We start from the raw sequence: 22,618 nt of genomic DNA, 5'->3' as shown, positions 1-22,618 counted from the left end.
CGTGGGAGGGAAATCCCCGCAATTACCACATTTATTTAGGAGGTGCCTAATCATGGCAAAGAAAGTAACAGGATACATTAAATTACAGATTCCTGCTGGTAAAGCTACACCAGCACCGCCAGTTGGACCAGCTCTTGGTCAGCACGGCGTTAATATCGTTCAGTTCACAAAAGAATTCAACGCAAGAACAGCAGATCAGGGCGACCTGGTTATCCCGGTTGTTATCACTGTATATGCTGACAGAAGTTTCAGCTTTATTACAAAGACTCCGCCGGCTGCAGTTTTGTTAAAGAAGGCATGCAAGCTTAAATCCGGCTCTGCTGCACCTAACAAGACAAAAGTAGCTACCATCTCTAAAGAAGAACTTCAGAAAATTGCAGAATTAAAGATGCCAGACTTAAATGCAGCAAGCCTTGAGGCTGCTATGAGCATGATCGCTGGTACAGCAAGAAGTATGGGAATCACTGTTGCTGAATAAGCTGAAGTAATTAGTCATACCCGTGAAGTATAATTGAGATGTTTTTTTGTAACGTGGGAGGGAAATCCCCGACAACACCACTAGGAGGTTATTTATAATGAAAAGAGGAAAAAGATACGTAGAGGCTGCTAAATTAGTAGACCGCACAAATCTTTATGATGCTGCAGAAGCTATTTCTATCGTTAAGAAAGCAGCAGCAGCTAAATTTGATGAAACAATTGAAGCTCACATCAGAACCGGCTGTGACGGACGTCATGCTGATCAGCAGATCCGTGGTGCCGTAGTTTTACCACACGGAACCGGTAAGACAGTTAGAATCCTTGTATTCGCTAAGGGACCGAAGGCAGACGAGGCTCAGGCAGCAGGCGCAGATTTCGTAGGCGCAGAAGAGCTCATCCCGAAGATCCAGAATGAAGGATGGTTAGATTTCGACGTAGTTGTTGCTACACCTGATATGATGGGTGTTGTTGGACGTTTAGGACGTGTACTTGGACCGAAGGGCTTAATGCCAAACCCGAAGGCCGGCACAGTTACTATGGACGTAACCAAGGCTATCAACGATATCAAAGCTGGTAAGATTGAGTACAGACTTGATAAAACAAACATTATCCATGTGCCAGTAGGAAAAGCTTCTTTCACAGAAGACAAATTAGCGGACAACTTCCAGACGCTTATCGACGCTATCCTGAAGGCAAAACCTGCTACATTAAAGGGCTCTTACTTAAAGAGCGTAACACTGACATCCACTATGGGTCCTGGTGTTAAATTAAATGTTGCAAAGCTTGTGAACTAATTCAGGGGCGATAGAAAAATTTATATCAGAAAACCGGAACGAAGGCCGTGTGCTTTTGTTCCGGTTTTTTTGCGGATTGGTAATGAAAAGTTCGTGAAGCGTACCTTTTGCATTAATTGTAATGATAATAGACATCGGGAATGTGATCCTGTATACTTAGATATGAAAGACAAAGACAAAAGGGCGAAAATGGTGATGGGAAGATATGACGAAGAAAAAAATGTATGCTATGATATCGTTGATGGCACTTACGCTGCTATGCGGTATTACAGGATGTAACAATAGAGAAACGGCGGCTCCGAAGTCTGAATCGCCGGTGGTGATTACACTATGGCATTCTTATAATGCCGTGGCGAAGATGCAGTTCGACAATCTGGTTCAGGAGTTTAATGATACGGTCGGGATGGAGAAAGATATTATTGTAGACGCCAAAGGATATGGCACCAGTGATGAGCTGGAGGAGGTTTTGTATGCATCTGCGAACCGCATGATCGGATCAGAGCCTCTTCCTGATTTATTTGCATCCTATCCGGACAGCGCCTACAGGCTGGATCAGATAGCCCCGCTAGTCCATTTGGAACGGTATTTTACGGCAGAAGAGCTGCAGAAGTACCAGCCGGAGTTTCTGGAAGAGGGCGTATGGGATGATGAGGGGAACCATAAGATGATCCCGGTGGCAAAGTCGACCGAACTTTTATATCTGAACAAGACCGACTGGGAAATCTTTTCAGCGGAGACAGGCGCGTCGAAAGAGCAGCTTGGAACCTGGGAGGGCCTGGCGGAAGTGGCGGGGCTTTACTACGGATGGTCCGGAGGAAAACCATTTCTCGGTATGAATTATTACAATGATTTTTCAATCATGGCAGCGGCCCAGCTTGGAGAGACGATTTACAGCGACAGCGGTAATTTCGAATTTTCCAGGGAGGCGGCCCGCAGAGCGTGGGAGGCTTATTATGTGCCTCACGTAATGGGATGGTATGAGAGCCGGGAATACAATCAGGACGGCGTCAAGAGCGGAAAGCTGATGGCCTATATCGGCTCATCGGCCGGAGCCGGTTTTTTTCCGGGAGAGGTTATAGAAGATGAGGAGAAGTCCTACCCGATCGAGTGCGAATGTTTTCCATACCCTACATTTGGCGGGGGAGCCGGGTATATGACACAGAGAGGGGCCAATATGGGCGTCTTTGCCTCTGACGGGATACGGGAGAAGGCAGCCTGTGAATTTCTTAAGTGGTTTACGGCGCCGGAACAGAATATACGCTTTGCCGTAGCCACCGGATATCTGCCAGTGGAAGAAAAAGCTCTTGAATCCGTGCCGGAGTTATTAAATCACGTCGACAGGACGAATAACGCGGACGCAATCGGCAGCAGCATCTGTGTATTTTTGGACGCTAGAAAACAAAGGCCATTTTACATTAAAAAGGTTTTTGAAGGTTCCTATGATAAGAATAAGTATTTTGCAGAGTCACTTCAAAATAAGACCGTCGAAGCCCTGGAGATAATGAAAAGACGGATCGAAAACGGGGAAATAAGGAAAGATGTGCAGTCGGATCTGCAGTCGGATGTTTTTTTTAACCGGTGGTATGATTCTCTTATCAAAGAAATGGCTGGTATAACAGATGGGGAAAAAGATTAGGAGCAGGAATATTGCATTTAATTTAGCAGTGGTATTTGTCTGTTTTGCTGTCTTCCAAAGTGTTCTGCTGACCGGCATTATGGTTGGCAGCGGCGTTCTGACAAGGGCAAAGCAGAATGAGTACAGGATTTTTTCCGAGAAGGTAAACGGACAGAAGAATAATCTGGAAAATGAGATGGAGAATATCTGGACGAATTTCGAGTATGATACGGAACGGATGAGCCGTTACTTCGAAAGCATGGATAATCCGGACATTTCCGGGCGGGAAAACGAGGTTCTGGAAGCTCTGGCTCCGACGGTGCTGGATGCACTATTCCATACAAAGACCACGGGAGCATTTCTGATATTGCCGGACGAGGGAGGGACGGATAACTCCCTCGCTGCACTCTACTTTCGGAATAATAATCCTGACAAGACGGGAGAGGACAATGCTAATGTCTATATGCTGACGGGGCCCTGGAACGTGGCTGAGAAAATGGGGATTGCGACAACTGCAAACTGGAGTTTTCAGCTTGATTTAACCGACAGCAACCGGGATTTTTTTGATAAACCATATGAAGCAGCAATGAAGTATGGACGTTCGGGATGGCTGGGATATTGGAGCCTGCCATTCAAGGTAAACCCGCAGGACGAGGAGGTTATCACGTATTCCATTCCTCTGTTTGGCGAGAATGGTAAAGTGGCGGCGGTGTTCGGAGTTGAGATATCGGTAAACTATATGTACCGCTTCCTTCCGGCAAAAGATCTGCAGTCCAGCGGCTCTTACGGCTATGCTATTGCAACCGGTTCAATAGAGGATGAACTTGAACTTTCTATCACCCATGGAGCAGTACAAAAGCGGATGCTGGATGAGAGCGGACCGCTTAAACTGGAATGCCTGGATGAGCAGAACGGCATTTACCGTCTCTTAAATCACAACAGCAATCATGAAATATATGCCTGTGTCAGCCAGATGGGCATGTATTACCATAATACGCCGTTTGAGAATGAGGGATGGTATCTGATGGGGATGATGGAAGAACCGGTCCTTCTTTATTTCCCAAATAAGATAGAAAAAATACTGGTGTATGCCCTTGTGATGTCGGCTGCCATTGGTCTTATTATTGCAGTATTTGTCAGCATGTGGTTTACAAGGCATGCGAAATTGATGGAACTGTCCGAGCTTCCTCTGGGAGTTTTTGAGATACGTTCCCATTCGGGCGGCGTGTTTATGACGAACCAGATTCCGGGACTTCTTGGCCTGACCCGGGAACAGGAACGGAATTACACCAGAGATAAGACAAAATTCGCAGAATTTTTAAAGGGTCTTGAGCGTTCCGGAGAAGGTGAAATTTTTAAAGTGAATAACATGGACGGCAGCCGGTGGCTCAAGATCACCCGCAAGTCTGCGGACGGCACGGTCCGGTGTGTTGTCGAAGATGTGACGGATGAGGTCCTGCAGACAAAGGCGCTTAAGGTGGAGCGCGACAGAGACGGGCTGACGGGAGTTAAAAACAGACTGGCCTTTGAAAAAAAGATGGAATACATCCGGGACCATTTTGACGGCACCGTTAAAATAGGCTTTGTCATGTGTGATTTAAATGATCTGAAAAGCGTCAATGACAGATACGGCCACGATATGGGCGATGAATATATCCGGATGGCAGCTAAAGCAATCCAGGATGCCTTCCCAAGCGGCCGGGTCTACCGGATAGGCGGAGACGAATTTGCCGTATACCTGGAAGACAGTGATACCGCAGAAGCAGTGGATGGAATCGGAAGAATTAAGAAATCAATGGAAGAGTACAGCCAGACCAGAGAATTCAATGCATCGATCGCGTCAGGATATGCCTTTTACACACCGGGCCGCGATATGGAGCCGAAGGATGTGCTGTCCAGGGCGGATGCCTATATGTACCGGAATAAAAGAAGGATAAAGGGAAAAGCACACCGGTAAAATATTCCTGAGGAAGGAGAACGCCGCCGGGACGGCCGGTGGGCGGGATGGTGAGAGGGAGGTTGTGAGTCTTCAGTCCCGGAGTAAAGGTTGTTGCGGGTGGGGAATCCGGGCAGAAAAAGTTCCTGCGGGAAACGCTTGCGCTCTTCGGAGTACATAGCGGACTCTAACCTCGAAAAGACCTCGGTAAGTGCCGATGAACTCCCAGGTTCCCTCCGGAATCTTTTTCTCCCTACTTCCCCACGGGCAGGTTATGGTCCGGGACTGAAGACGCGAAGGTTTTCGCCATCCCGAACCACGGCCTGAGGCCGCTGATTTGTTCTATTCTTTCAGGAGAAGGGATATTGTCGCGACCACTGCGATTATACCTCTACCGCACTTGACGAAAGAGACAATCAGCCCCTGATGACGGCGGACGGGGCAATACCCTTCCCTGAGTCTTCAGTCCCGCCGATAACCTGCCCGGGGAAGGAGGAGAAAAACTTTCCGAAGGGAGACCTTGAAGCCCGCCGGTGCTTAGCGAGGTCCCTCACGAGCTTAGCATCCGCTGTGCGTTTCACAAGCGGGAGCGAGTCCCCGTAGGAATTTTTTCTCCTGGATTCCCCTTCACGACAACTTACAAACCGGGACTGAAGAATCATATACCCCCACTCCCCCGTCCGCCGTCTTACAGAGGCGTCCTCACATCTCAATTAAAAAAATCCCCTTGACAAACCCGAATAAATATGGTATTTTATCTTAGTGTTAACTGCCGAAGACAGCAGGTGCCGTAAGGCATAAGGTTAAAACGCCTGCCGAGGGAACATACCATATTAAATGTGTAAGTTTGCGCCTCTTTGTCTTCATGGATAAAGAGGTTTTTTATTGGTTATCGAAGTTTACCAGGCGGTTAGATTAAATAATACAGGAGGTAAACCATTCATGGCAAAAGTTGAATTAAAACAGCCGGTTGTAGCTGAAATTTCTGAATTATTCAACGGCGCTAAGACAGCAGTAGTCGTTGACTACCGTGGTCTGACTGTAGAGCAGGATACACAGCTCCGTAAACAGTTAAGGGAAGCAGGCGTTTCTTATAAAGTATATAAGAACACGATGATTCGCTTTGCTGCTAAGGGAACTGCATTCGAAGCTTTAGAGCCAAATCTGGAAGGACCTACAGCTTTAGCTGTATCCAAAGAAGATGCAACAGCACCGGCAAGAATTTTAGCTGAATTCGCAAAGAAAGCAGACAAGTTGGAGATCAAAGGTGGTATTGTTGAAGAAACATACTACGATGCAAAGGGAATGCAGGTTATCGCAACTATCCCGTCCAGAGAAGTTCTTCTTGGAAAACTGCTTGGAAGCATCCAGTCCCCAATTACCAACTTTGCTCGCGTTCTCAATCAGATCGCAGAGTCCAAAGAGGCATAATTTCCATCCGGGAAATCAAGACGGAAAGAATTGTAAAGCTGCCTAGGGCAGCAGAGACAGCACAGAAAAGCTGTGCATAAATATTAAATAGTAAAATTACAGGAGGAACATTAAAATGGCAAAATTAACAACAGCTGAATTTATCGAAGCTATTAAAGAATTATCTGTATTAGAATTAAACGACTTAGTAAAAGCATGTGAAGAAGAGTTTGGTGTATCCGCAGCAGCAGGCGTTGTAGTTGCAGCAGCAGGCGCAGCAGAAGCAGTAGAAGAGAAGACAGAATTTGACGTAGAGTTAACAGAAGTTGGCGCTAACAAAGTTAAAGTTATCAAAGTTGTTCGTGAAGCTACAGGCCTTGGCTTAAAAGAAGCTAAAGAAGTAGTTGACAGCGCTCCTAAGGCTGTAAAAGTTGGCGTTTCCAAAGAGGAAGCAGAAGACTTAAAGGCAAAATTAGAAGCAGAAGGCGCAAAAGTTACATTAAAATAATTTTGCAATCCAGCTTAATTTGCATTACAATAAAAGAGTCTGTGGCGTGTGGTTTCCATGCGTTGCGGGCTCTTTTGGCGTTTCCGGGTACGGATTAACAGTGAACCTTTGAGGTTCTATGCACATATGACAGGAGGGCAGAGATGGAAGAGTATGATAAAATTGTGGATAATCTGCGGGAAAATTTGAAGGATTGTGAATATGTCCTGATTGGAATCGGAGCCGAGTGGGGAAAATCGAAGGAATCCGATGTAAAGGAGGCATACCGGGCCTTATTCAGGCTGATGGAGGGAAAAGATTATTTTATCGTGACAACCGTGACGGACGGCCGAATTTTTCAGAGTCCTCTGAATGCGGAGAGGATTACGGCTCCCTGCGGCAATGTGAACTGGTTTCAGTGCAGGGATGCATGTACGAAGGATATCTGGGAAAAGGATGAGATTGCGGACGGTCTCTGTCCCCACTGCAAGGCTCCTCTGATCAGCAATACGATAGAGGCGGAACACTATATCGAGGAAGGTTATCTGCCGGGATGGAACCGGTATAAGGAGTGGCTTGCAGGAACGCTAGGCCATCGTCTGCTGGTACTGGAGCTGGGGGAAGGTTTTAAAACTCCGACCGTAATACGCTGGCCGTTTGAAAAAACGGTATTCTTTAACAGGAATGCGCAGATGTACCGGGTGAATGCTAAACTCGCCCAGGTATCGGAGGAAATAAGGGAGAGAGCTGTACCGGTTGCCGTCGATTCATTGGAATTTATCGTGAAATGTGCCGATAAATGATTGTGAATGCTCCACGACTGTGATAAAATTTGTTAAGAAGGCTGTGGAAGCACCGCAGTACCGACAAAATATGAGACAGGAGCGCATGATACATGGGAGCGATCAGCAATGACTGGCTTGTGCCTCTCGGGGTTGAATTTAAGAAGCCATATTATAAAAAATTATATGAGACGGTAAAGCATGAATATCAGACGAGGGCCGTTTATCCGGATGCCAATGATATATTTAATGCTTTTGATTTTACGCCCCTTGGCAAGGTCAAGGTGGTAATTCTGGGACAGGATCCCTATCACGGTCCGGGACAGGCACACGGCCTGTGCTTTTCTGTGAAGCCGGAGGTGGAGATACCGCCGTCCCTGGTTAATATCTATCAGGAGCTTCAGGAGGATCTGGGCTGTTATATCCCTAACAACGGATACCTTAAGAAATGGGCGGAGCAGGGCGTTATGCTGCTCAATACGGTGCTGACCGTACGGGCGCATCAGGCGAACTCCCACAGGGGGATCGGCTGGGAAGAGTTCACGGATGCAGCCATAAAGATTCTGGCGGAGCAGGATCGGCCTATGGTGTTTATCCTTTGGGGAAGACCTGCCCAGATGAAAAAACCGATGCTCACGAATCCGAAACACTTAATTCTGGAAGCGCCGCATCCCAGCCCGCTGTCTGCGTACAGGGGATTTTTCGGCAGTAAACCTTTCAGCAAAACGAATGAATATCTGAAAGAAAATGGTTTGGAACCAATAGACTGGCAGATTGAAAATATATAGTGGAAAGGAAAAAGCATGAGTTTTGTAGAAATTTTAAAGGTCATCGTGCTGGGAATTGTGGAAGGATTCACGGAATGGCTTCCTATCAGCAGCACTGGCCATATGATTTTAGTGGATGAGATTATTCATCTCGATGTCAGCGAGGCGTACCGTGAAGTATTTATGGTAGTGATTCAGCTGGGAGCCATACTGGCGGTGCTGGTTCTGTATTTTCACAAGCTGAATCCGTTCTCTGGCCGCAAGTCGGAAGCCCAGAAGAGAGGGACGCTCCGGCTTTGGGCAAAGATTATTGTGGCCTGCATTCCGGCAGCGGTGGTGGGACTTCCTCTTGATAATTTTATGAACAAGCTGCTGAACGGTTATGTGGTGTCGGCGATGCTGATTATCTACGGCGTATTTTTTATCCTTCTGGAGAAAAGGAACCAGAATGCCAGATTCCCGATTGACCGCGTGACACAGATTTCTTTTCAGACGGCTGCTATCATCGGCTGTTTCCAGGTGCTTGCGCTGATACCCGGCACCTCCCGTTCGGGAGCGACCATCCTGGGGGCCATGCTCATCGGCTGTTCGAGAGGCGCTGCGGCCGAGTTCTCATTTTTCCTCGGAATTCCGGTTATGTTTGGAGCCAGCCTCTTAAAGATTGTGAAATTCTTTATTGAAGGCGGAGCTTTTAAGGGATATGAGGTGTTCTACCTGCTTCTTGGCATGGTCATTGCCTTCGCTGTGTCGGTGTATTCCATTAAATTTTTAATGGGGTATATCAGACGACATGATTTCAAATTTTTCGGTTATTACAGGATTATACTTGGACTTATCGTTTTATCCTATTTCGGCATCTCGGCATTGGCATCTTAATTTGATTCACGGATACGGAAGGAACCGCGCTTTGGGCACGTTTCCTGCCTATCCGTGTTTTTTTGTTGAGAGGCAATGAAAAGTCCGCGAAGCGTGCGTTTCGTTGTTCGAATGTATTTTACCGATATGCGTTCCTGCCCGGTGAGGACACAGCTCTTAACTCTTTTTCGGGTTTACAATTCTGATGGACACAGCCGCTGCATATATTGATTAATAATGGCGGCGGAAGGCAGAAGAGGGAAACGCATGTGAAAAGAAAAGTGTTTTTGCTGATGCTCACAATGGTGATGGATGTATTTCTGGCCTGTTTTTGTTTTTCGGCAGTCAGAGATTTTGTCTCAGCTTACGGAAACAGGACAGGGGTGCAGGCATCGGCAGAGCCGGATGAGCCGGATTCTGCAGGGCAGGGGAAGGAAAAACAGAAAGAAAAGCAGAAGGAAAAGCAAAAAGAAGCGAAGAAAGAGACTCAGCCGGAAGAAAAGGGGGAAAAACTGCTGGCCCTGACATTTGACGACGGTCCGCATTCTGTTTACACTAAAAAGCTGCTGGATGGACTCAAACAGAGAGGGGTGAGAGCCTCCTTTTTTCTGGTTGGGGAGAACATACCGGGTAATGAAGAACTGGTGAAACAGATGGAGGAAGACGGGCATTTGATCGGAACGCACTGTTACAGCCATGTGGATCTGACAAAGAGAACCACGGAGGCTGCATGTGCCGACATTATCAAGACGAATGAGATGATAAAGGCGATTACGGGCAGAGCGCCAGAATACATCAGGCCGCCGTACGGGATATGGAATGATGAGCTGGAGGAGTGCGTCCGGATGACGCCGGTTTTCTGGGATATCGACACACTGGACTGGAAGAGCCAGAACTCCCAGAAGGTAGTGAAGCACATCTGCAAAAGCGTGGGCAAACACCAGGTGATCCTGCTTCACGACGTGTTCGGAACATCGGTGGATGCGGCGCTTGCAGCCATTGACACTTTGACGAAGCAGGGCTATACTTTTGTTACAGTGGATGAACTGCTGATAGATTAGAGACAGAGGGATACTATGGATTTATTTGATTATATGAGAAGCAACACGATGGAGAAGGAGGCGCCGCTGGCCTCCAGGCTCCGCCCTGCCACACTGGATGAGGTGGTTGGACAGAAACATATTATAGGGAAGGACAAACTGCTGTACCGGGCGATCAAGGCGGATAAGCTAGGTTCCATTATTTTTTACGGCCCTCCCGGAACCGGCAAGACTACACTGGCTAAGGTGATTGCAGGCACAACCAGCGCCAGGTTCAAGCAGCTTAACGCAACCGTGGCGGGGAAGAAAGATATGGAGGAGGTCGTACAGGAAGCAAAAGACGCGCTGGGGATGTACGGCCAGAAGACTATCCTGTTTGTGGATGAAATCCACCGCTTTAACAAGAGTCAGCAGGACTACCTGCTTCCTTTTGTGGAGGACGGTACGCTGCTGTTAATCGGAGCGACGACGGAGAACCCCTATTTTGAGGTCAACGGCGCCCTTATTTCACGTTCCAGAATTTTTGAACTGAAACCGTTGGAAAAAGAAGACATCTACGAACTGCTGAAACGGGCTGTCTATGATAAAGAAAAGGGGATGGGAAGTTATCGGGCGGACATTTCCGAGGATGCCCTGGACTTCCTGGCAGATATGGCGGGAGGTGACGCCAGGGCAGCCTTAAACGCGGTTGAATTGGGAGTTCTGACAACCGAACGGTCGGAGGACGGACTGATTCACATCACTCTGGATGTGGCCCAGGAGTGCATCCAGAAACGCGCTGTGCGCTATGATAAAGGCGGAGATAATCACTATGACACGATTTCTGCATTTATTAAAAGTATGAGGGGTTCTGATCCGGATGCCGCCGTTTATTATCTTGCAAAGATGCTCTACGCAGGCGAAGACATTAAATTTATAGCGAGAAGAATTATGATCTGCGCGTCCGAGGATGTGGGAAATGCTGATCCGCAAGCCCTCGTAGTGGCCGTCAATGCGGCTCAGGCAGTAGAGCGCCTTGGAATGCCGGAGGCCAGAATCGTACTTTCCCAGGCGGTCACCTATGTGGCCAGCGCACCGAAAAGCAATGCGGCCTGTATGGCGATTGAAGAGGCGGAAACAGCCGTACGTAATACCGGAGCGGCTCCCGTTCCGGTACACCTCCAGGATCGGCATTACAAGGGAGCGGAGAAGCTGGGAAGGGGACTTGATTACAAGTACGCCCACAATTATCCGAATCACTATGTAAAGCAACAGTATCTGCCGGACGGACTGGAGGGAGCTTCCTTCTATCGGCCTACTGAAAACGGCTATGAGAAAAAGATCGGGGAATGGCTTCGCTTTTTAAAGGAATCCGAATAAAAAAATTTGCAATTTTCCAAAAATGGTATATAATAAGAAGACAAGAAAAGTAATTCCGACGTTTCTTATTTCTTAATAATCCCCAATAAAAAAATCAAAACTTAACAAATCAAGGAGAGTTGTATGAGAGAAAAATTGCAGACCCTTCCTTTGACACAGCTTCGAGAACTGGCAAAGGCACAGGGGCTTAAAGGCGTTACCGCCCTTAAAAAAGCAGAAATTATAGACAGGCTGTGTGAAATAGCCGGCGCAAAAGCAGATGACAAAGATACGCAGGAGAAGGGCGACGCAGAGAGCGGGGAAAGCGGCTTAACGCTCGTTTTACCTGAGCCGGCGGCTGAAAAGGCGGCGGAGGGTAAAAAGCCGGATGTAAAACTTACGGAAACCGCCAGCCAGGAACCGCGCAGTAACAAAAGAAACGTCAGGGATGAAAGAAAAGACGATTCCCCAAGGAAAGAGACAAACCGCTACAACAGGGATGACGGCCGCAAACGCGATTATCAGCAGCGAAGCGATAACCAGCGCAGTGACAGCCAGCCGAGAAGTGACTACCAGCAGCGGGGCGACAGCCAGTCGAGAAGCGATTACCAGCAGCGTGGCGACAGCCAGTCCAGGAACGATTACCAGCAGCGTAATGACCAGCCGAGAAGTGATTACCAGCAGCGCAGTGACGGCCAGCCGAGAAACGATTATCAGCAGCGCAGTGACGGCCAGCCGAGAAGTGATTACCAGCAGCGGAGCGACAGCCAGTCCAGAGGCGACTATCAGCAGCGGGGGGACAGCCAGCCGAGAAGCGATTACCAGCAGCGCACTGAGAGCCAGCCGAGGAATGACTACCAGAGCAGGAGTGATGAGCCTAAGACGGATTTCCAGGAGCTCGACAGCGGGATTCAGGCGGATGGTATTCTGGAAGTAATGCCGGACGGTTTTGGATTTATCCGCTGTGAGAATTTCCTTCCAGGGGAGAATGATGTCTACGTGGCTCCGTCACAGATCAGACGTTTTAACCTGAAGACAGGCGATATCGTAGGCGGCAGCAGAAGAGTGAAGACAGCCACAGAGAAGTTTGCGGCTTTACTTTATATTAATACGGTTAACGGATACCCGACCAGCGTGGTGGAGCGCAGGCCGAACTTTGAAAACCTGACTCCTATTTTCCCGAACAGCCGTCTCCATCTGGAGATGCAGGGTTCCAAAAACTCCACCGCCATGCGTGTGATGGATTTACTTTCACCAATAGGAAAGGGACAGCGAGGCATGATTGTTTCGCCGCCAAAGGCAGGTAAGACGACACTGTTAAAACAGGTGGCAAGGGCGGTTACGGTAAACCATCCGGAGATGCACCTGATTATCCTTCTGATCGACGAGCGCCCTGAGGAGGTTACGGATATCAAGGAGGCCATCACGGGACCTAATGTGGAGGTAATCTACTCTACCTTCGATGAACTTCCTGATCGCCATAAGAGAGTGTCCGAGATGGTAATTGAGAGGGCCAAACGTCTTGTGGAGCATGGAAGGGATGTCATGATCCTGTTAGACAGCATCACACGTCTCGCCAGGGCATACAACCTCGTGGTTCCGCCCAGCGGCCGTACGCTTTCCGGCGGTCTTGACCCGGCGGCTCTCCATATGCCGAAGCGTTTCTTCGGAGCGGCGAGAAATATGAGGGAGAATGGCAGCCTGACAATCCTGGCTACAGCGCTGATCGATACGGGCAGCCGTATGGATGATGTGATATACGAGGAATTTAAGGGAACCGGCAACATGGAGATTGTCTTGGACCGCAAGCTGTCGGAGAAGAGGATTTTCCCGGCCATCGACATCTTAAAGTCGGGCACAAGAAGGGACGATCTGCTGCTGACGCAGGAAGAGTCCGAGGCCGTGGATATCATCCATAAGGCTACCAATACCCAGAAACCGGAAGAATCGGTGGAGAGAATCCTGGATTTATTTGCAAAAACGAGAAACAATCAGGAGTTCGTAGAGATTACGCGCAAGAGGCGTTTCTTCTAAATTGATTCGTTTAATTCACCTTTAATTCATTTTGAAAGCGCTTGCAATTCACGGATTCATATGGTATACTGGATAAGCTGTATAATTAGACGGTAGTTTTGACATCTGCGTGAGTCGTCCTTACGGTTGATGATCTGCTTAGACGATGGAAGAGCGGAACATGGATGTGCAAGGCTTTAATATAGTAACAAAAACAGCGGTCGGAAATCGCACAAGAAAAATCAGAGAGGTGAAAATCATGAAAGAAGGAATCCATCCAGCCTATTATCAGGCAAAAGTTGTTTGCAACTGTGGCAACGAGTTCGTAACAGGATCTACAAGAAAGGACATTCACGTTGAGGTTTGTTCTAAATGCCATTCATTCTACACAGGTCAGCAGAAAGCTGCTTCAGCCCGTGGACGTATTGATAAGTTCAACCGTAAATACGGTATGAGTGCAGACAAATAAGTTTGAACAATGTAAGGGTTGGGTTTTAGTGGCGACATTAAACTCAACCTTTTTATTTTAAAATTTTATTGATTGGCAATGAAAAGTCCGCGTAGCGTGCTTCTTCGTTGTTTCAGATGTCAAGCCGGTTTTCCGGCGGGAGTATAACGAATGAAATATTCAGGAATTGGCGGCCAGGCCGTCATTGAGGGAATTATGATGATGAACCGCAACGATTATGCGGTGGCGGTCCGCAGACCCGATGGAGAGATTGAGGTCAAGAAGGACAACTATGAGAGCATCACGGCGAAAGCAAAGATACTGTCCCTTCCATTTATCAGAGGAGTATTCAGATTTGCTGATTCTATGATTCTGGGAATGAAGACGCTGACTTATTCCGCCAGCTTTTTTGAGGACGATGAGGAGGAAGAACCGGGGAAATTCGAGAAGTTTCTGGACCGCGTATTCGGTGAAAAGCTGGAGAGCGTGGTTATGACAATCGTAATGGTATTTTCTTTTATTCTGGCAATCGGTATTTTTATGCTTCTTCCCCTTGTGATTGCTAACTTTTTTAAATCATTTATTGCATCGGAACATGTGATGGCTGTTCTGGAAGGTGTAATCAGAATCGCAATTTTTATTTTATATATCAAGCTTGTTTCAAGGATGGAGGACATCAGAAGAACCTTCATGTACCACGGAGCGGAACATAAGTGTATTAACTGTGTGGAACACGGACATCCTCTTACGGTAGAGAATGTCAGGGCGAGTTCCAAGGAACATAAAAGATGCGGAACCAGTTTTATTCTGATCGTCATGATAATCAGTATCCTGTTTTTTATGGTGATCCGGATTGATAATATCGGCCTGAGGATGCTGAGCCGGATTATTTTGATTCCTGTAATCGCCGGTGTGTCTTATGAGATACTGCAGAAGGCGGGCAGGAGCAACTCAAAATTCATGGATCTTGTCAGCCGTCCGGGAATGTGGATGCAGGGACTTACGACAACAGAGCCGGACGACAGCATGATAGAGGTTGCTATTGCGGCGACTGAAGCCGTGTTTGACTGGAAAGAATATTTAAAGGAGAATTTTCCGGAGACGAAATTATGACTACATTTCTGAAAGAAGAGAAGGAGCCCACCTGGCAGCAGCTGCTGGAGGAAGGGAAAAACTGTCTTCTGGACGCAGGAGTGGCGGATGCAGAACTGGATGCATGGTATCTCCTGGAGGCGGCTTTCCCTATTGATCGGGTGCATTTTCTGATTGATAAAAATCGGCCGGTGAACGGGCAGATACTCTCAAAGTCCGGTCCGGTTTATCAGGAATATCTTGAAAAAAGAGCGGCGCGTATTCCGATCCAGCATATTCTGGGCAACCAGGAATTTATGGGTCTGGAGTTTACGGTCAACGAGAATGTTCTGATACCCAGACAGGATACGGAAAAACTGGTGGAGACGGTATTGAAAGAGCACCCTGGCAGGGATATCTCAATCCTTGACATGTGTACGGGTTCCGGATGTATCGCCGTCAGTCTGGCGGTGCTGGGTTCCTATGAAAAGATAACGGCCGCCGATATATCCAGGGCAGCGCTTAAAGTGGCGAAGAAGAATGCGCGCCGTCATTTCCTCGTCCAGAAGGGAACGGTCCGTTCAGAGTCTACGTTACTTTCGGAAATGCCGTGGAAGCTTAAGATGAGCACGTACGTTTACAGCTCGGATTCCTCTGAAGGAGAGCGGCAGTCCGCCTCGGGAGAGGGAACGAAAGCGGCGGTGAGAGCCAGGGAACCGGGAATCGCTGCAGTGCCGGGAGTCAGGAAGAGAGAGCTGTTCCTTGTGGAGAGTGACCTGTTTTCCAGCCTGGATCAAAGCGATAAATATGATATTATTGTATCAAATCCGCCGTATATCCCGTCTTCGGTCATTGACGGGCTGGAACCTGAGGTAAAGGATCATGAGCCGAGACTGGCTCTGGACGGCTCCGGGGACGGACTGTACTTTTACCGGCGTTTGGCCTGGCAGAGCGGCGCCTACCTGAAAAAGGACGGGATGATTTATTTTGAAATCGGATATGATCAGGCGGCAGCGGTATGGCAGCTCCTGGATACGGCCGGGTTTTGCGACATTGAGATAATTAAGGATGAACCGGGGCTTGACCGTGTGGTCAAAGCACGCTGGAACAGATAGTTTATAAATTGGAAGCGTTATAAATAACGCAGGAGGTTACCATGTTTGACAGATTGGACGATTTGCTGATTCGTTTTGAAGAGCTGATGGAAGAGCTGAACAGTCCGGATGTGGCGCTGGATCAGAAAAGGTTCCGGAAGCTGATGAAAGAGCAGGCGGATCTGACGCCGATTGTAGAGGCGTATAAAGGGTATAAGAAAGCAAACCAGGATGTGGAAGACAGCCTGGCTCTTCTGGAGGAGGAGTCCGATGAGGAGATGCGCGAGATGGCCAAGGAAGAACTGGCCGAAGCAAAGAAGAGAATAGAGGAACTGGAGCAGGAGATGAAGATCCTTCTGCTTCCCAAGGATCCGAATGACGATAAGAACGTAATGGTGGAAATCCGCGCCGGAGCCGGCGGCGATGAGGCGGCTCTTTTTGCCTCGGAACTTTACAGAATGTATGTGCATTTTGCGGAGAGCAACCGCTGGAAGACGGAGCTTGTTAGTGTTAATGAGAATGGAATCGGCGGTTTCAAGGAAGTGGTGTTCATGGTTACAGGCCAGGGCGCGTACTCCAAGATGAAGTATGAGAGCGGCGTACACCGTGTGCAGAGGGTACCCGAGACAGAGTCGGGTGGAAGAATCCATACATCCACCGCATCCGTCGCCGTTATGCCCGAGGCCGAGGAATTCGACGTTGTGATTGACGACAAAGATATCCGTATCGACGTTATGCGTGCGTCCGGTAACGGCGGACAGTGTGTCAATACCACCGATTCGGCCGTCCGCCTGACCCATATGCCGACGGGAATCGTAATCTACAGCCAGACCGAGAAATCACAGCTTCAGAATAAAGAAAAGGCATTCCGCCTGCTCCGTTCCAAACTGTTTGACATGGAGCTGGAGAAACGCCAGAGCCAGGAGGCGGAAGAACGCCGCAGCCAGATTGGCACGGGTGACCGTTCCGAGAAAATCCGCACTTACAATTTTCCTCAGGGACGTGTGACGGAGCACAGAATTAAACTGACGCTCTATAAAATCGATTCCGTTATGAACGGAGAGCTAAATGAACTGATTGACAGCCTGATTGCCGCCGACCAGGCAGCAAAGTTAAGTAAATTGAACGAACAGATCTAAAAACAACCGTTATTATCATCGCTCCATTTTATATAGAAAATGGGGCGATTTTTGACATCACGGGAAAGTACATCAGTTCAGATTTTATCACCGGCAGTATTACACATAGAAGGGAGGACGGTAAGATGAAAAAAACAGGAAAGTTACTATTGCTATTAGCAGCAACCATATTGTTAACTGCCTGTAAAAGCGGCATGCAGGGGATATCTGGCAACAGTGCAAAAGAAAGCAGCATAAGTGCCGGGAGAGATGCAGTTACTTCGGAAGGAGAAGAACAGCCGGAGAGGCTGACACAGCCGGACAGCCCGATAAAGCAGGAAGGCCCAGCGCCATCCCAGGCACCCGCAGCTATAGGAAACGAGCCCGCGATAGAAGAAGCAGACTGGTCATCCTATTTTCAGGGGCTAAACGGCGGTGCGGTAATCTATCTTCCAAATGAGAACAAATATCAGATTTATAATGAGAGTGTATGTAATACCAGAAGATCCCCATGCTCCACCTTTAAGATTATATCATCTCTGATTGGAATTAAGAATGGAGTTATCTCGGAGGAGAATTCCGTTAGGAAGTGGAGCGGGGAGGTATTCTGGAACGATAAATGGAACAGGGATATTGGCTTTAAGGACGCCTTTCAAACCTCCTGTGTCTGGTATTTCAGAAAAATCACAGATGAGCTGGGCCCGGATGCCATCCGGGAGGAACTGGACAAACTGAATTACGGAAATTGTGATATTTCCGACTGGGAGGGACGCCTTAATAATAATAACAATAACCGTTCCCTGACCGGGTTCTGGATCGAATCATCCTTGAAAATTTCCCCCAAAGAGCAGGTTGAAGTGTTGGAACGCATTTTCGGCGAAAATTCATTATATAGCGAGCCGGAGCTGGCTTTGCTTAAAGATGCAATGCTGGTAACAGATTCTGATATGTCCGATATTAAAATCTATGGAAAAACAGGACTGGGGAAGATATCCGGAATTGTTGCAGATGCATGGTACACCGGTTTTGCCGATAATGGAAAAGAAAAGGTATATTTCTGCGTCTACTTAGGGGAGACGGACAGTAAAGACGTTTCCAGCGCCGATGCAAAAAGAATAGCCATTGAACTGATGAGAGACCATCAGCCGCTGTTCAGCGAGTAGGCAGTAAAGCCGCTGCGTGACAGCAATAGGCATACAGAGTCATGAGAAAAGGAAAGCATGCATAAATGGAAAACATGTATAAACGGAGATTACCGTTGTAGCGGAACTTAACAAAGAGTATAATCAATGTATTATGTATTGAGACAGGAACAAGGTGGAAAAATGAAAAACAGAGAGGAAATAATCAGCTACTGCCGCACGTTTAAGAATGTTTATGAGGATCAGCCGTTTCACGATCCGAACTGGACGGTCATGCGGCACAAAGAGAATAAGAAGGTTTTTGCATGGATATTTGAGCGGGAAGGCCATATGTGGATCAATGTGAAATGCAGACCCGACTGGAGAGACTTCTGGCGCCGGGTTTATAAGTCCGTAATACCGGCTTATCACCTTAATAAAGTTCACTGGAACTCTATTATAATGGATGGAACGGTTCCTGAGGAAGAGGTGAAACGGATGATAGGGGAAAGTTATGATTTGACGTGTTAGGTTAGTTGAGATGCGAGGACGCCTCTGTATGACGGCGGACGGGGGAGTGAGTAGTTGTGTATGAGTCTTCAGTCCCGGTTTGTAGGTTGTCGTGAGGGGGAATCCAGGAGAAAAAATTCCTACGGGGACTCGCTCCCGCTGGTGGAATGCGCAGCGGATGCTAAGCTCGAAAGAACCTCGCTAAGCACCGGCGGATTCCAAGGTCCCCTTCGGAAAGTTTTCTCCTTCCTTCCCCGGGCAGGTTTTCGGCGGGACTGAAGACTCAGCGAAGGTGATTGCCCCGTCCGCCGGCTTCAGGGGCTGATTGTCTCTTTCGTCAAGTGGGGAGGTGGTATTGTCGCGGCCACGATATAGTCGTGATTCTTTTACATTTTGATGGCATCTTGGGCTGCATAAAAAGAGTATCAGAATAAACACTCTAAGATTATGAGCTTACACAGTCTCATAGTAAATAGGATGTAGTTTTCAGACATCCAGAGAAACGTAGTGGCAGCGACAAGCGCCTCCCCCTTTTGAAGAAATAGGACAGATCAGGCGCCGCAGGCCGGGGGCCGGGCAGCCATCTGGGCTGAGTCTTTCGTCCCGGCCATAACCTTCCTGCGGGGAAGAAGGGAGAAAAAGATTCCGGAGGGAACCTGGGAGTTCATTGGTACTTACCGAGGTCTTTTCGAGGTTAGTACCATTATGTACTCCAACGAGCGAAAGCGTTTCCCGCAGGAACTTTTTCTGCCCGGATTCCCCGCCCGCGACAACCTGACGCCCGGGACGAAAGACTCATCGATCCCCCTCACCACCCCGGCCCCTGGCCTGACGGCGGCGTCCTCATTTCTCAAACTTAATCCCCACATAGAAAGGAAAACAACCATGAAAGAGAATAAATATGACAACGACATTTTTTTCGAGAAGTACAGCCAGATGGATCGCTCCAAGGGAGGACTGACTGCAGCCGGTGAATGGGAGACTTTAAAAGAGCTGCTTCCCGATTTCAAAGGAAAACGCATGCTGGATCTTGGATGCGGATACGGATGGCACTGCATCTACGCGATGGAGCAGGGGGCTGATTCGGCCGTGGGGATTGATATTTCCAGAAAGATGCTGGAGGTTGCCAGGGAGAAGACGAAAGGCCTTCAGGTGAAGTATCAGTGCGTGGCTATGGAGGACATGGATTTTCCGGCAGAGAGCTTTGACATTGCCCTGAGTTCTCTGGCGTTTCATTATATTGAATCGTTTGATGCCGTGGCAAAGAAGGTACAGACCTTTTTAAAGCCGGGCGGAAGTTTTGTGTTTTCGGTGGAGCATCCTGTTTTTACCGCTTACGGTACACAGGACTGGTATTATGATGACAAGGGGGAGATTCTCCATTTTCCGGTAGATAATTATTATTATGAGGGAAAGAGAACCGCTAATTTCCTGGGTGAGGATGTTGTGAAGTACCATAAGACTCTGACAACTTATCTGAACGGCCTGCTTACAAATGGATTTGAAATTAAAAATATTGTGGAACCGCAGCCGCCCGCTCACATGCTCGATACGGTCCCGGGCATGAGGGATGAGATGCGCCGCCCGATGATGCTGATTGTCAGTGCGGTAAAACGGTGATTAAACTCTACGGAGCGTTGATTGAATAATCCGCCGTTCTTGTTTATACTGAATTTGTACAGACTTACAGGAGGTAGAAAGAAGTGGACTATCATAAAGTGGGAACGCTCATATCGTCTTTGCGGAAGGAAAAAGGGTATACGCAGAAACAGCTTGCAGAGATGATTCAGGTAAGCGACAAGGCCGTTTCCAAATGGGAACGCGGTATGGGATGCCCCGACGTTTCGCTGCTTGGAGAACTTTCTGCGGCCCTGGGGGTAAACATTGAGAAGATACTGACGGGGCAGCTGGACCCTAACAGTGAAGACGGAGGAAACATGAAACGGATTAAATTTTACATCTGCCCCGACTGCGGCAATATCCTGACGGCCACAGGGGAAGCTGAGATTTCCTGCTGCGGAAGGAAGCTGGCGCCCCAGGCGCCGCAGAAAGCAGACGGAATACACAGGCTCCATGTGGAGGAAATCGACGATGAATCCTATATTACATTTGAGCATGAGATGACAAAGGAACATTATTTGAGCTTTATAGCATATGTGAACTACAACAGCATTCACTTGGTGCGCCTTTACCCGGAACAGAGCGGTGAGGTGAGAATGCCGCGTATGCGCGGCGGTAAATTCTATTTTGGGTGCAGCCGGGATGGAGTATGGGTGCGGTGAATTGTCAGACAACTAACCGGGTATATGCTAAAAAAATGCAAAAATCTATATGGTATTGACATCATTTGACAGTGGTGTATGATAGTATCAGCAGAGAAAAGATGTTATGTGCATTGTAACACAAGCGAATCCCCGGAGAGCGGCAACTCTCCGGGGATTCTTTTTTCCCTTTAGGGTAGGAATATCCCAGGCCAGATGTTGAAATTTACTTTCTGTCAATTGAAATAAGGAGGAGATTATGCACGGCAGGTATTATATTCTGCTCATTGCAGGAACAGCGGCAGTTTTATATGGATGTGGGAAACCGGAGATGGCACGGCCCTCATCAGAACCGGCAGCGGCACAGAGTACAGAATTGGCGGCATCCCGGAGCACGGAGCAGACAGTGGTTCAGAGTACAGGAGAAAATGCAGATTATAATTCAGATCCAGTTGCAGCCGGGGAACATGCACAGGATACTGGCAGTCAGGGGTTCCCGGAGGATGTATATACCGATGGGGCTCTCTCTTCCGACAGATTTTTTGAAAAGGACGGAAAATCATATGAGAAAGTTCCGGATCTTGTGGAGGGGAGATATAAGTGGGCCAGCGCCTTGACCGTGGGGGCGGCCGTGAGGGACGGGAATGGCTGTGAGAGCATTGATTACAATTCCCAGTCCCGCAGTTTCGAAAGGCTGGACGGAGGGAAGAAGCTGGGTGTGCGCAGATGGGACAATCTGCTTTATTCGGCTGGAGACTACCTGATTTTTGAGTATGACGGGACGGTGCATGTGTCGGAGCCTGATGACCTGTATCACCCTGTGTTAAGCTATGATAAGGGCGCTACACATCAGATTGTTACAAAGGTTCCGGACGGTTATATGATCGCCGATGATCGAAAATATACAGTCGCATTCTATGATGAGGATTTCAAACTCACGAGACTGCGGGAAGGTTACCGCTATCTGGAAAATGGAAAATGTTACGGTGACGGCCTGATGGCGGTCCGGGACATGAATACGGGCCTTATGGGATTTATGGATCAGTCCGGGGACATTGCAATCCCCTGCGAATATGGGTATGTCAGCGATTTTTTCAACGGCTACGCCTCTGTCCTGGCGGGAGGCAGCCTCCGTCCCTTTACAGAGGACGGCGGCGCCATTTCCATGTTTGATGTGGAAGGCGGACAGTGGGGGATCATTGACACTCATGGGAATTATGCGGTAGAGCCGTCGGAGAAATTTGCGAATCCCGCTCCGGATCCAGGCGCCGCCAGTAATTATTACTGCGGCTCCAGACGGTTTACAGAGGTGAGGGAGGATGGAACGGTAGATTTCGTGGATGTCAGCGCAGCAGACAATCCGGTAATCGAGACGATCCGGCTCCGCTGATTGAGTCAGGCTCCACTGATTGAGTCCGGCTCCACTGATTGAGTCCGGCTTCACTGATTAAATCCGGAGCCGCTGATTGAACCCGGAACCA

Annotated in this window: 21 protein-coding genes and 1 other annotated feature; all 21 genes read left to right on the top strand. The window is 48.3% G+C overall.

The features are described 5' to 3' along the window. Nucleotides 1-52 precede the first annotated feature (52 nt). The 21 genes from rplK (at nucleotide 53) to EJL91_RS20510 (ending at nucleotide 22,527) form a co-directional block, all read left to right on the top strand. A complete protein-coding gene (rplK, locus tag EJL91_RS20610; RefSeq protein WP_125143843.1) occupies nucleotides 53-478 on the top strand; it encodes a 50S ribosomal protein L11 in 426 nt (141 codons plus the stop codon). Between the two features lie 97 nt (nucleotides 479-575). Then, nucleotides 576-1,271, top strand: a complete 696-nt coding sequence (gene rplA / locus EJL91_RS20605; protein ID WP_125143842.1) for a 50S ribosomal protein L1 — start codon at nucleotides 576-578, stop codon at nucleotides 1,269-1,271. Nucleotides 1,272-1,476: 205 nt separating this feature from the next. Then, a complete protein-coding gene (locus EJL91_RS20600; RefSeq protein ID WP_125143841.1) occupies nucleotides 1,477-2,907 on the top strand; it encodes an extracellular solute-binding protein in 1,431 nt (476 codons plus the stop codon). Then, a complete protein-coding gene (locus tag EJL91_RS20595) occupies nucleotides 2,891-4,843 on the top strand; it encodes a sensor domain-containing diguanylate cyclase (RefSeq protein ID WP_125143840.1) in 1,953 nt (650 codons plus the stop codon). The genes EJL91_RS20600 and EJL91_RS20595 overlap by 17 nt, the downstream gene beginning before the upstream one ends. Nucleotides 4,844-5,576: 733 nt before the next feature. After that, nucleotides 5,577-5,715, top strand: a sequence feature (ribosomal protein L10 leader region). A 49-nt stretch (nucleotides 5,716-5,764) separates the two neighbouring features. Then, nucleotides 5,765-6,253, top strand: coding sequence for a 50S ribosomal protein L10 (gene rplJ / locus EJL91_RS20590; protein ID WP_125143839.1), 489 nt, complete (start codon nucleotides 5,765-5,767; stop codon nucleotides 6,251-6,253). 115 nt (nucleotides 6,254-6,368) lie between these two features. Continuing rightward, a complete protein-coding gene (rplL, locus tag EJL91_RS20585; RefSeq protein WP_125143838.1) occupies nucleotides 6,369-6,740 on the top strand; it encodes a 50S ribosomal protein L7/L12 in 372 nt (123 codons plus the stop codon). Nucleotides 6,741-6,883: 143 nt separating this feature from the next. Continuing rightward, on the top strand, nucleotides 6,884-7,522 hold the full coding sequence (locus EJL91_RS20580) for a hypothetical protein (RefSeq protein WP_125143837.1): 639 nt from the start codon (nucleotides 6,884-6,886) through the stop codon (nucleotides 7,520-7,522). A 92-nt stretch (nucleotides 7,523-7,614) separates the two neighbouring features. Next, nucleotides 7,615-8,289 carry a uracil-DNA glycosylase gene (locus tag EJL91_RS20575; RefSeq protein ID WP_125143836.1) on the top strand — a complete coding sequence of 225 codons (675 nt, stop codon included), beginning with the start codon at nucleotides 7,615-7,617 and terminating at the stop codon, nucleotides 8,287-8,289. Nucleotides 8,290-8,304: 15 nt separating this feature from the next. Further along, a complete protein-coding gene (locus EJL91_RS20570; RefSeq protein ID WP_125143835.1) occupies nucleotides 8,305-9,144 on the top strand; it encodes an undecaprenyl-diphosphate phosphatase in 840 nt (279 codons plus the stop codon). 248 nt (nucleotides 9,145-9,392) lie between these two features. Beyond that, the gene (locus EJL91_RS20565) at nucleotides 9,393-10,184 is read left to right on the top strand and encodes a polysaccharide deacetylase family protein (protein ID WP_125143834.1); all 792 of its coding nucleotides are present in this window, start codon (nucleotides 9,393-9,395) and stop codon (nucleotides 10,182-10,184) included. Between the two features lie 15 nt (nucleotides 10,185-10,199). Next, nucleotides 10,200-11,522, top strand: a complete 1,323-nt coding sequence (locus EJL91_RS20560; protein ID WP_125143833.1) for a replication-associated recombination protein A — start codon at nucleotides 10,200-10,202, stop codon at nucleotides 11,520-11,522. Nucleotides 11,523-11,645: 123 nt separating this feature from the next. Continuing rightward, on the top strand, nucleotides 11,646-13,535 hold the full coding sequence (gene rho / locus EJL91_RS20555) for a transcription termination factor Rho (RefSeq protein WP_125143832.1): 1,890 nt from the start codon (nucleotides 11,646-11,648) through the stop codon (nucleotides 13,533-13,535). A 238-nt stretch (nucleotides 13,536-13,773) separates the two neighbouring features. Then, complete coding sequence (rpmE, locus tag EJL91_RS20550; protein ID WP_125143831.1) at nucleotides 13,774-13,983, top strand: 50S ribosomal protein L31; 210 nt, start codon at nucleotides 13,774-13,776, stop codon at nucleotides 13,981-13,983. A gap of 150 nt (nucleotides 13,984-14,133) precedes the next feature. After that, a complete protein-coding gene (locus EJL91_RS20545) occupies nucleotides 14,134-15,075 on the top strand; it encodes a DUF1385 domain-containing protein (protein ID WP_125143830.1) in 942 nt (313 codons plus the stop codon). Continuing rightward, nucleotides 15,072-16,148, top strand: coding sequence for a N5-glutamine methyltransferase family protein (locus EJL91_RS20540; protein ID WP_125143829.1), 1,077 nt, complete (start codon nucleotides 15,072-15,074; stop codon nucleotides 16,146-16,148). The genes EJL91_RS20545 and EJL91_RS20540 overlap by 4 nt, the downstream gene beginning before the upstream one ends. Nucleotides 16,149-16,189: 41 nt before the next feature. Continuing rightward, complete coding sequence (gene prfA, locus EJL91_RS20535; RefSeq protein WP_125143828.1) at nucleotides 16,190-17,266, top strand: peptide chain release factor 1; 1,077 nt, start codon at nucleotides 16,190-16,192, stop codon at nucleotides 17,264-17,266. 125 nt (nucleotides 17,267-17,391) lie between these two features. Beyond that, the gene (locus tag EJL91_RS20530; RefSeq protein ID WP_243125497.1) at nucleotides 17,392-18,408 is read left to right on the top strand and encodes a penicillin-binding transpeptidase domain-containing protein; all 1,017 of its coding nucleotides are present in this window, start codon (nucleotides 17,392-17,394) and stop codon (nucleotides 18,406-18,408) included. Nucleotides 18,409-18,570: 162 nt separating this feature from the next. Further along, nucleotides 18,571-18,897 carry an MmcQ/YjbR family DNA-binding protein gene (locus EJL91_RS20525; protein ID WP_125143827.1) on the top strand — a complete coding sequence of 109 codons (327 nt, stop codon included), beginning with the start codon at nucleotides 18,571-18,573 and terminating at the stop codon, nucleotides 18,895-18,897. A 915-nt stretch (nucleotides 18,898-19,812) separates the two neighbouring features. Continuing rightward, entirely contained in the window at nucleotides 19,813-20,496 is a 684-nt protein-coding gene (locus tag EJL91_RS20520) for a class I SAM-dependent methyltransferase (protein WP_423243461.1), read from the top strand. Between the two features lie 83 nt (nucleotides 20,497-20,579). Then, entirely contained in the window at nucleotides 20,580-21,158 is a 579-nt protein-coding gene (locus EJL91_RS20515) for a helix-turn-helix domain-containing protein (protein WP_125143826.1), read from the top strand. 238 nt (nucleotides 21,159-21,396) lie between these two features. Further along, nucleotides 21,397-22,527: a WG repeat-containing protein gene (locus EJL91_RS20510; RefSeq protein WP_125143825.1), complete on the top strand. Its 1,131-nt coding sequence runs from the start codon at nucleotides 21,397-21,399 to the stop codon at nucleotides 22,525-22,527. Nucleotides 22,528-22,618 lie beyond the last annotated feature (91 nt).

Origin of the sequence: Clostridium transplantifaecale, assembly GCF_900626075.1 — a bacterium.
GTDB lineage: Bacteria > Bacillota > Clostridia > Lachnospirales > Lachnospiraceae > Otoolea > Otoolea transplantifaecalis.
Note: the sequence above shows the minus strand (reverse complement) of the source record. Positions and strands in the feature narration are given on the sequence as shown.

Excerpts from the sequence above, each read along its gene's own strand:
- rplL (WP_125143838.1), top strand. The coding sequence starts at position 6,369 with ATGGCAAAATTAACAACAGCTGAATTTATCGAAGCTATTAAAGAATTA.
- EJL91_RS20545 (WP_125143830.1), top strand. The coding sequence starts at position 14,134 with ATGAAATATTCAGGAATTGGCGGCCAGGCCGTCATTGAGGGAATTATG.
- EJL91_RS20580 (WP_125143837.1), top strand. The coding sequence starts at position 6,884 with ATGGAAGAGTATGATAAAATTGTGGATAATCTGCGGGAAAATTTGAAG.
- EJL91_RS20530 (WP_243125497.1), top strand. The coding sequence starts at position 17,392 with ATGAAAAAAACAGGAAAGTTACTATTGCTATTAGCAGCAACCATATTG.
- EJL91_RS20510 (WP_125143825.1), top strand. The coding sequence starts at position 21,397 with ATGCACGGCAGGTATTATATTCTGCTCATTGCAGGAACAGCGGCAGTT.
- rplA (WP_125143842.1), top strand. The coding sequence starts at position 576 with ATGAAAAGAGGAAAAAGATACGTAGAGGCTGCTAAATTAGTAGACCGC.
- EJL91_RS20560 (WP_125143833.1), top strand. The coding sequence starts at position 10,200 with ATGGATTTATTTGATTATATGAGAAGCAACACGATGGAGAAGGAGGCG.
- rplJ (WP_125143839.1), top strand. The coding sequence starts at position 5,765 with ATGGCAAAAGTTGAATTAAAACAGCCGGTTGTAGCTGAAATTTCTGAA.
- rpmE (WP_125143831.1), top strand. The coding sequence starts at position 13,774 with ATGAAAGAAGGAATCCATCCAGCCTATTATCAGGCAAAAGTTGTTTGC.
- EJL91_RS20540 (WP_125143829.1), top strand. The coding sequence starts at position 15,072 with ATGACTACATTTCTGAAAGAAGAGAAGGAGCCCACCTGGCAGCAGCTG.
- prfA (WP_125143828.1), top strand. The coding sequence starts at position 16,190 with ATGTTTGACAGATTGGACGATTTGCTGATTCGTTTTGAAGAGCTGATG.
- EJL91_RS20525 (WP_125143827.1), top strand. The coding sequence starts at position 18,571 with ATGAAAAACAGAGAGGAAATAATCAGCTACTGCCGCACGTTTAAGAAT.
- EJL91_RS20570 (WP_125143835.1), top strand. The coding sequence starts at position 8,305 with ATGAGTTTTGTAGAAATTTTAAAGGTCATCGTGCTGGGAATTGTGGAA.
- EJL91_RS20595 (WP_125143840.1), top strand. The coding sequence starts at position 2,891 with ATGGGGAAAAAGATTAGGAGCAGGAATATTGCATTTAATTTAGCAGTG.
- EJL91_RS20600 (WP_125143841.1), top strand. The coding sequence starts at position 1,477 with ATGACGAAGAAAAAAATGTATGCTATGATATCGTTGATGGCACTTACG.
- rplK (WP_125143843.1), top strand. The coding sequence starts at position 53 with ATGGCAAAGAAAGTAACAGGATACATTAAATTACAGATTCCTGCTGGT.
- EJL91_RS20520 (WP_423243461.1), top strand. The coding sequence starts at position 19,813 with ATGGATCGCTCCAAGGGAGGACTGACTGCAGCCGGTGAATGGGAGACT.
- rho (WP_125143832.1), top strand. The coding sequence starts at position 11,646 with ATGAGAGAAAAATTGCAGACCCTTCCTTTGACACAGCTTCGAGAACTG.
- EJL91_RS20575 (WP_125143836.1), top strand. The coding sequence starts at position 7,615 with ATGGGAGCGATCAGCAATGACTGGCTTGTGCCTCTCGGGGTTGAATTT.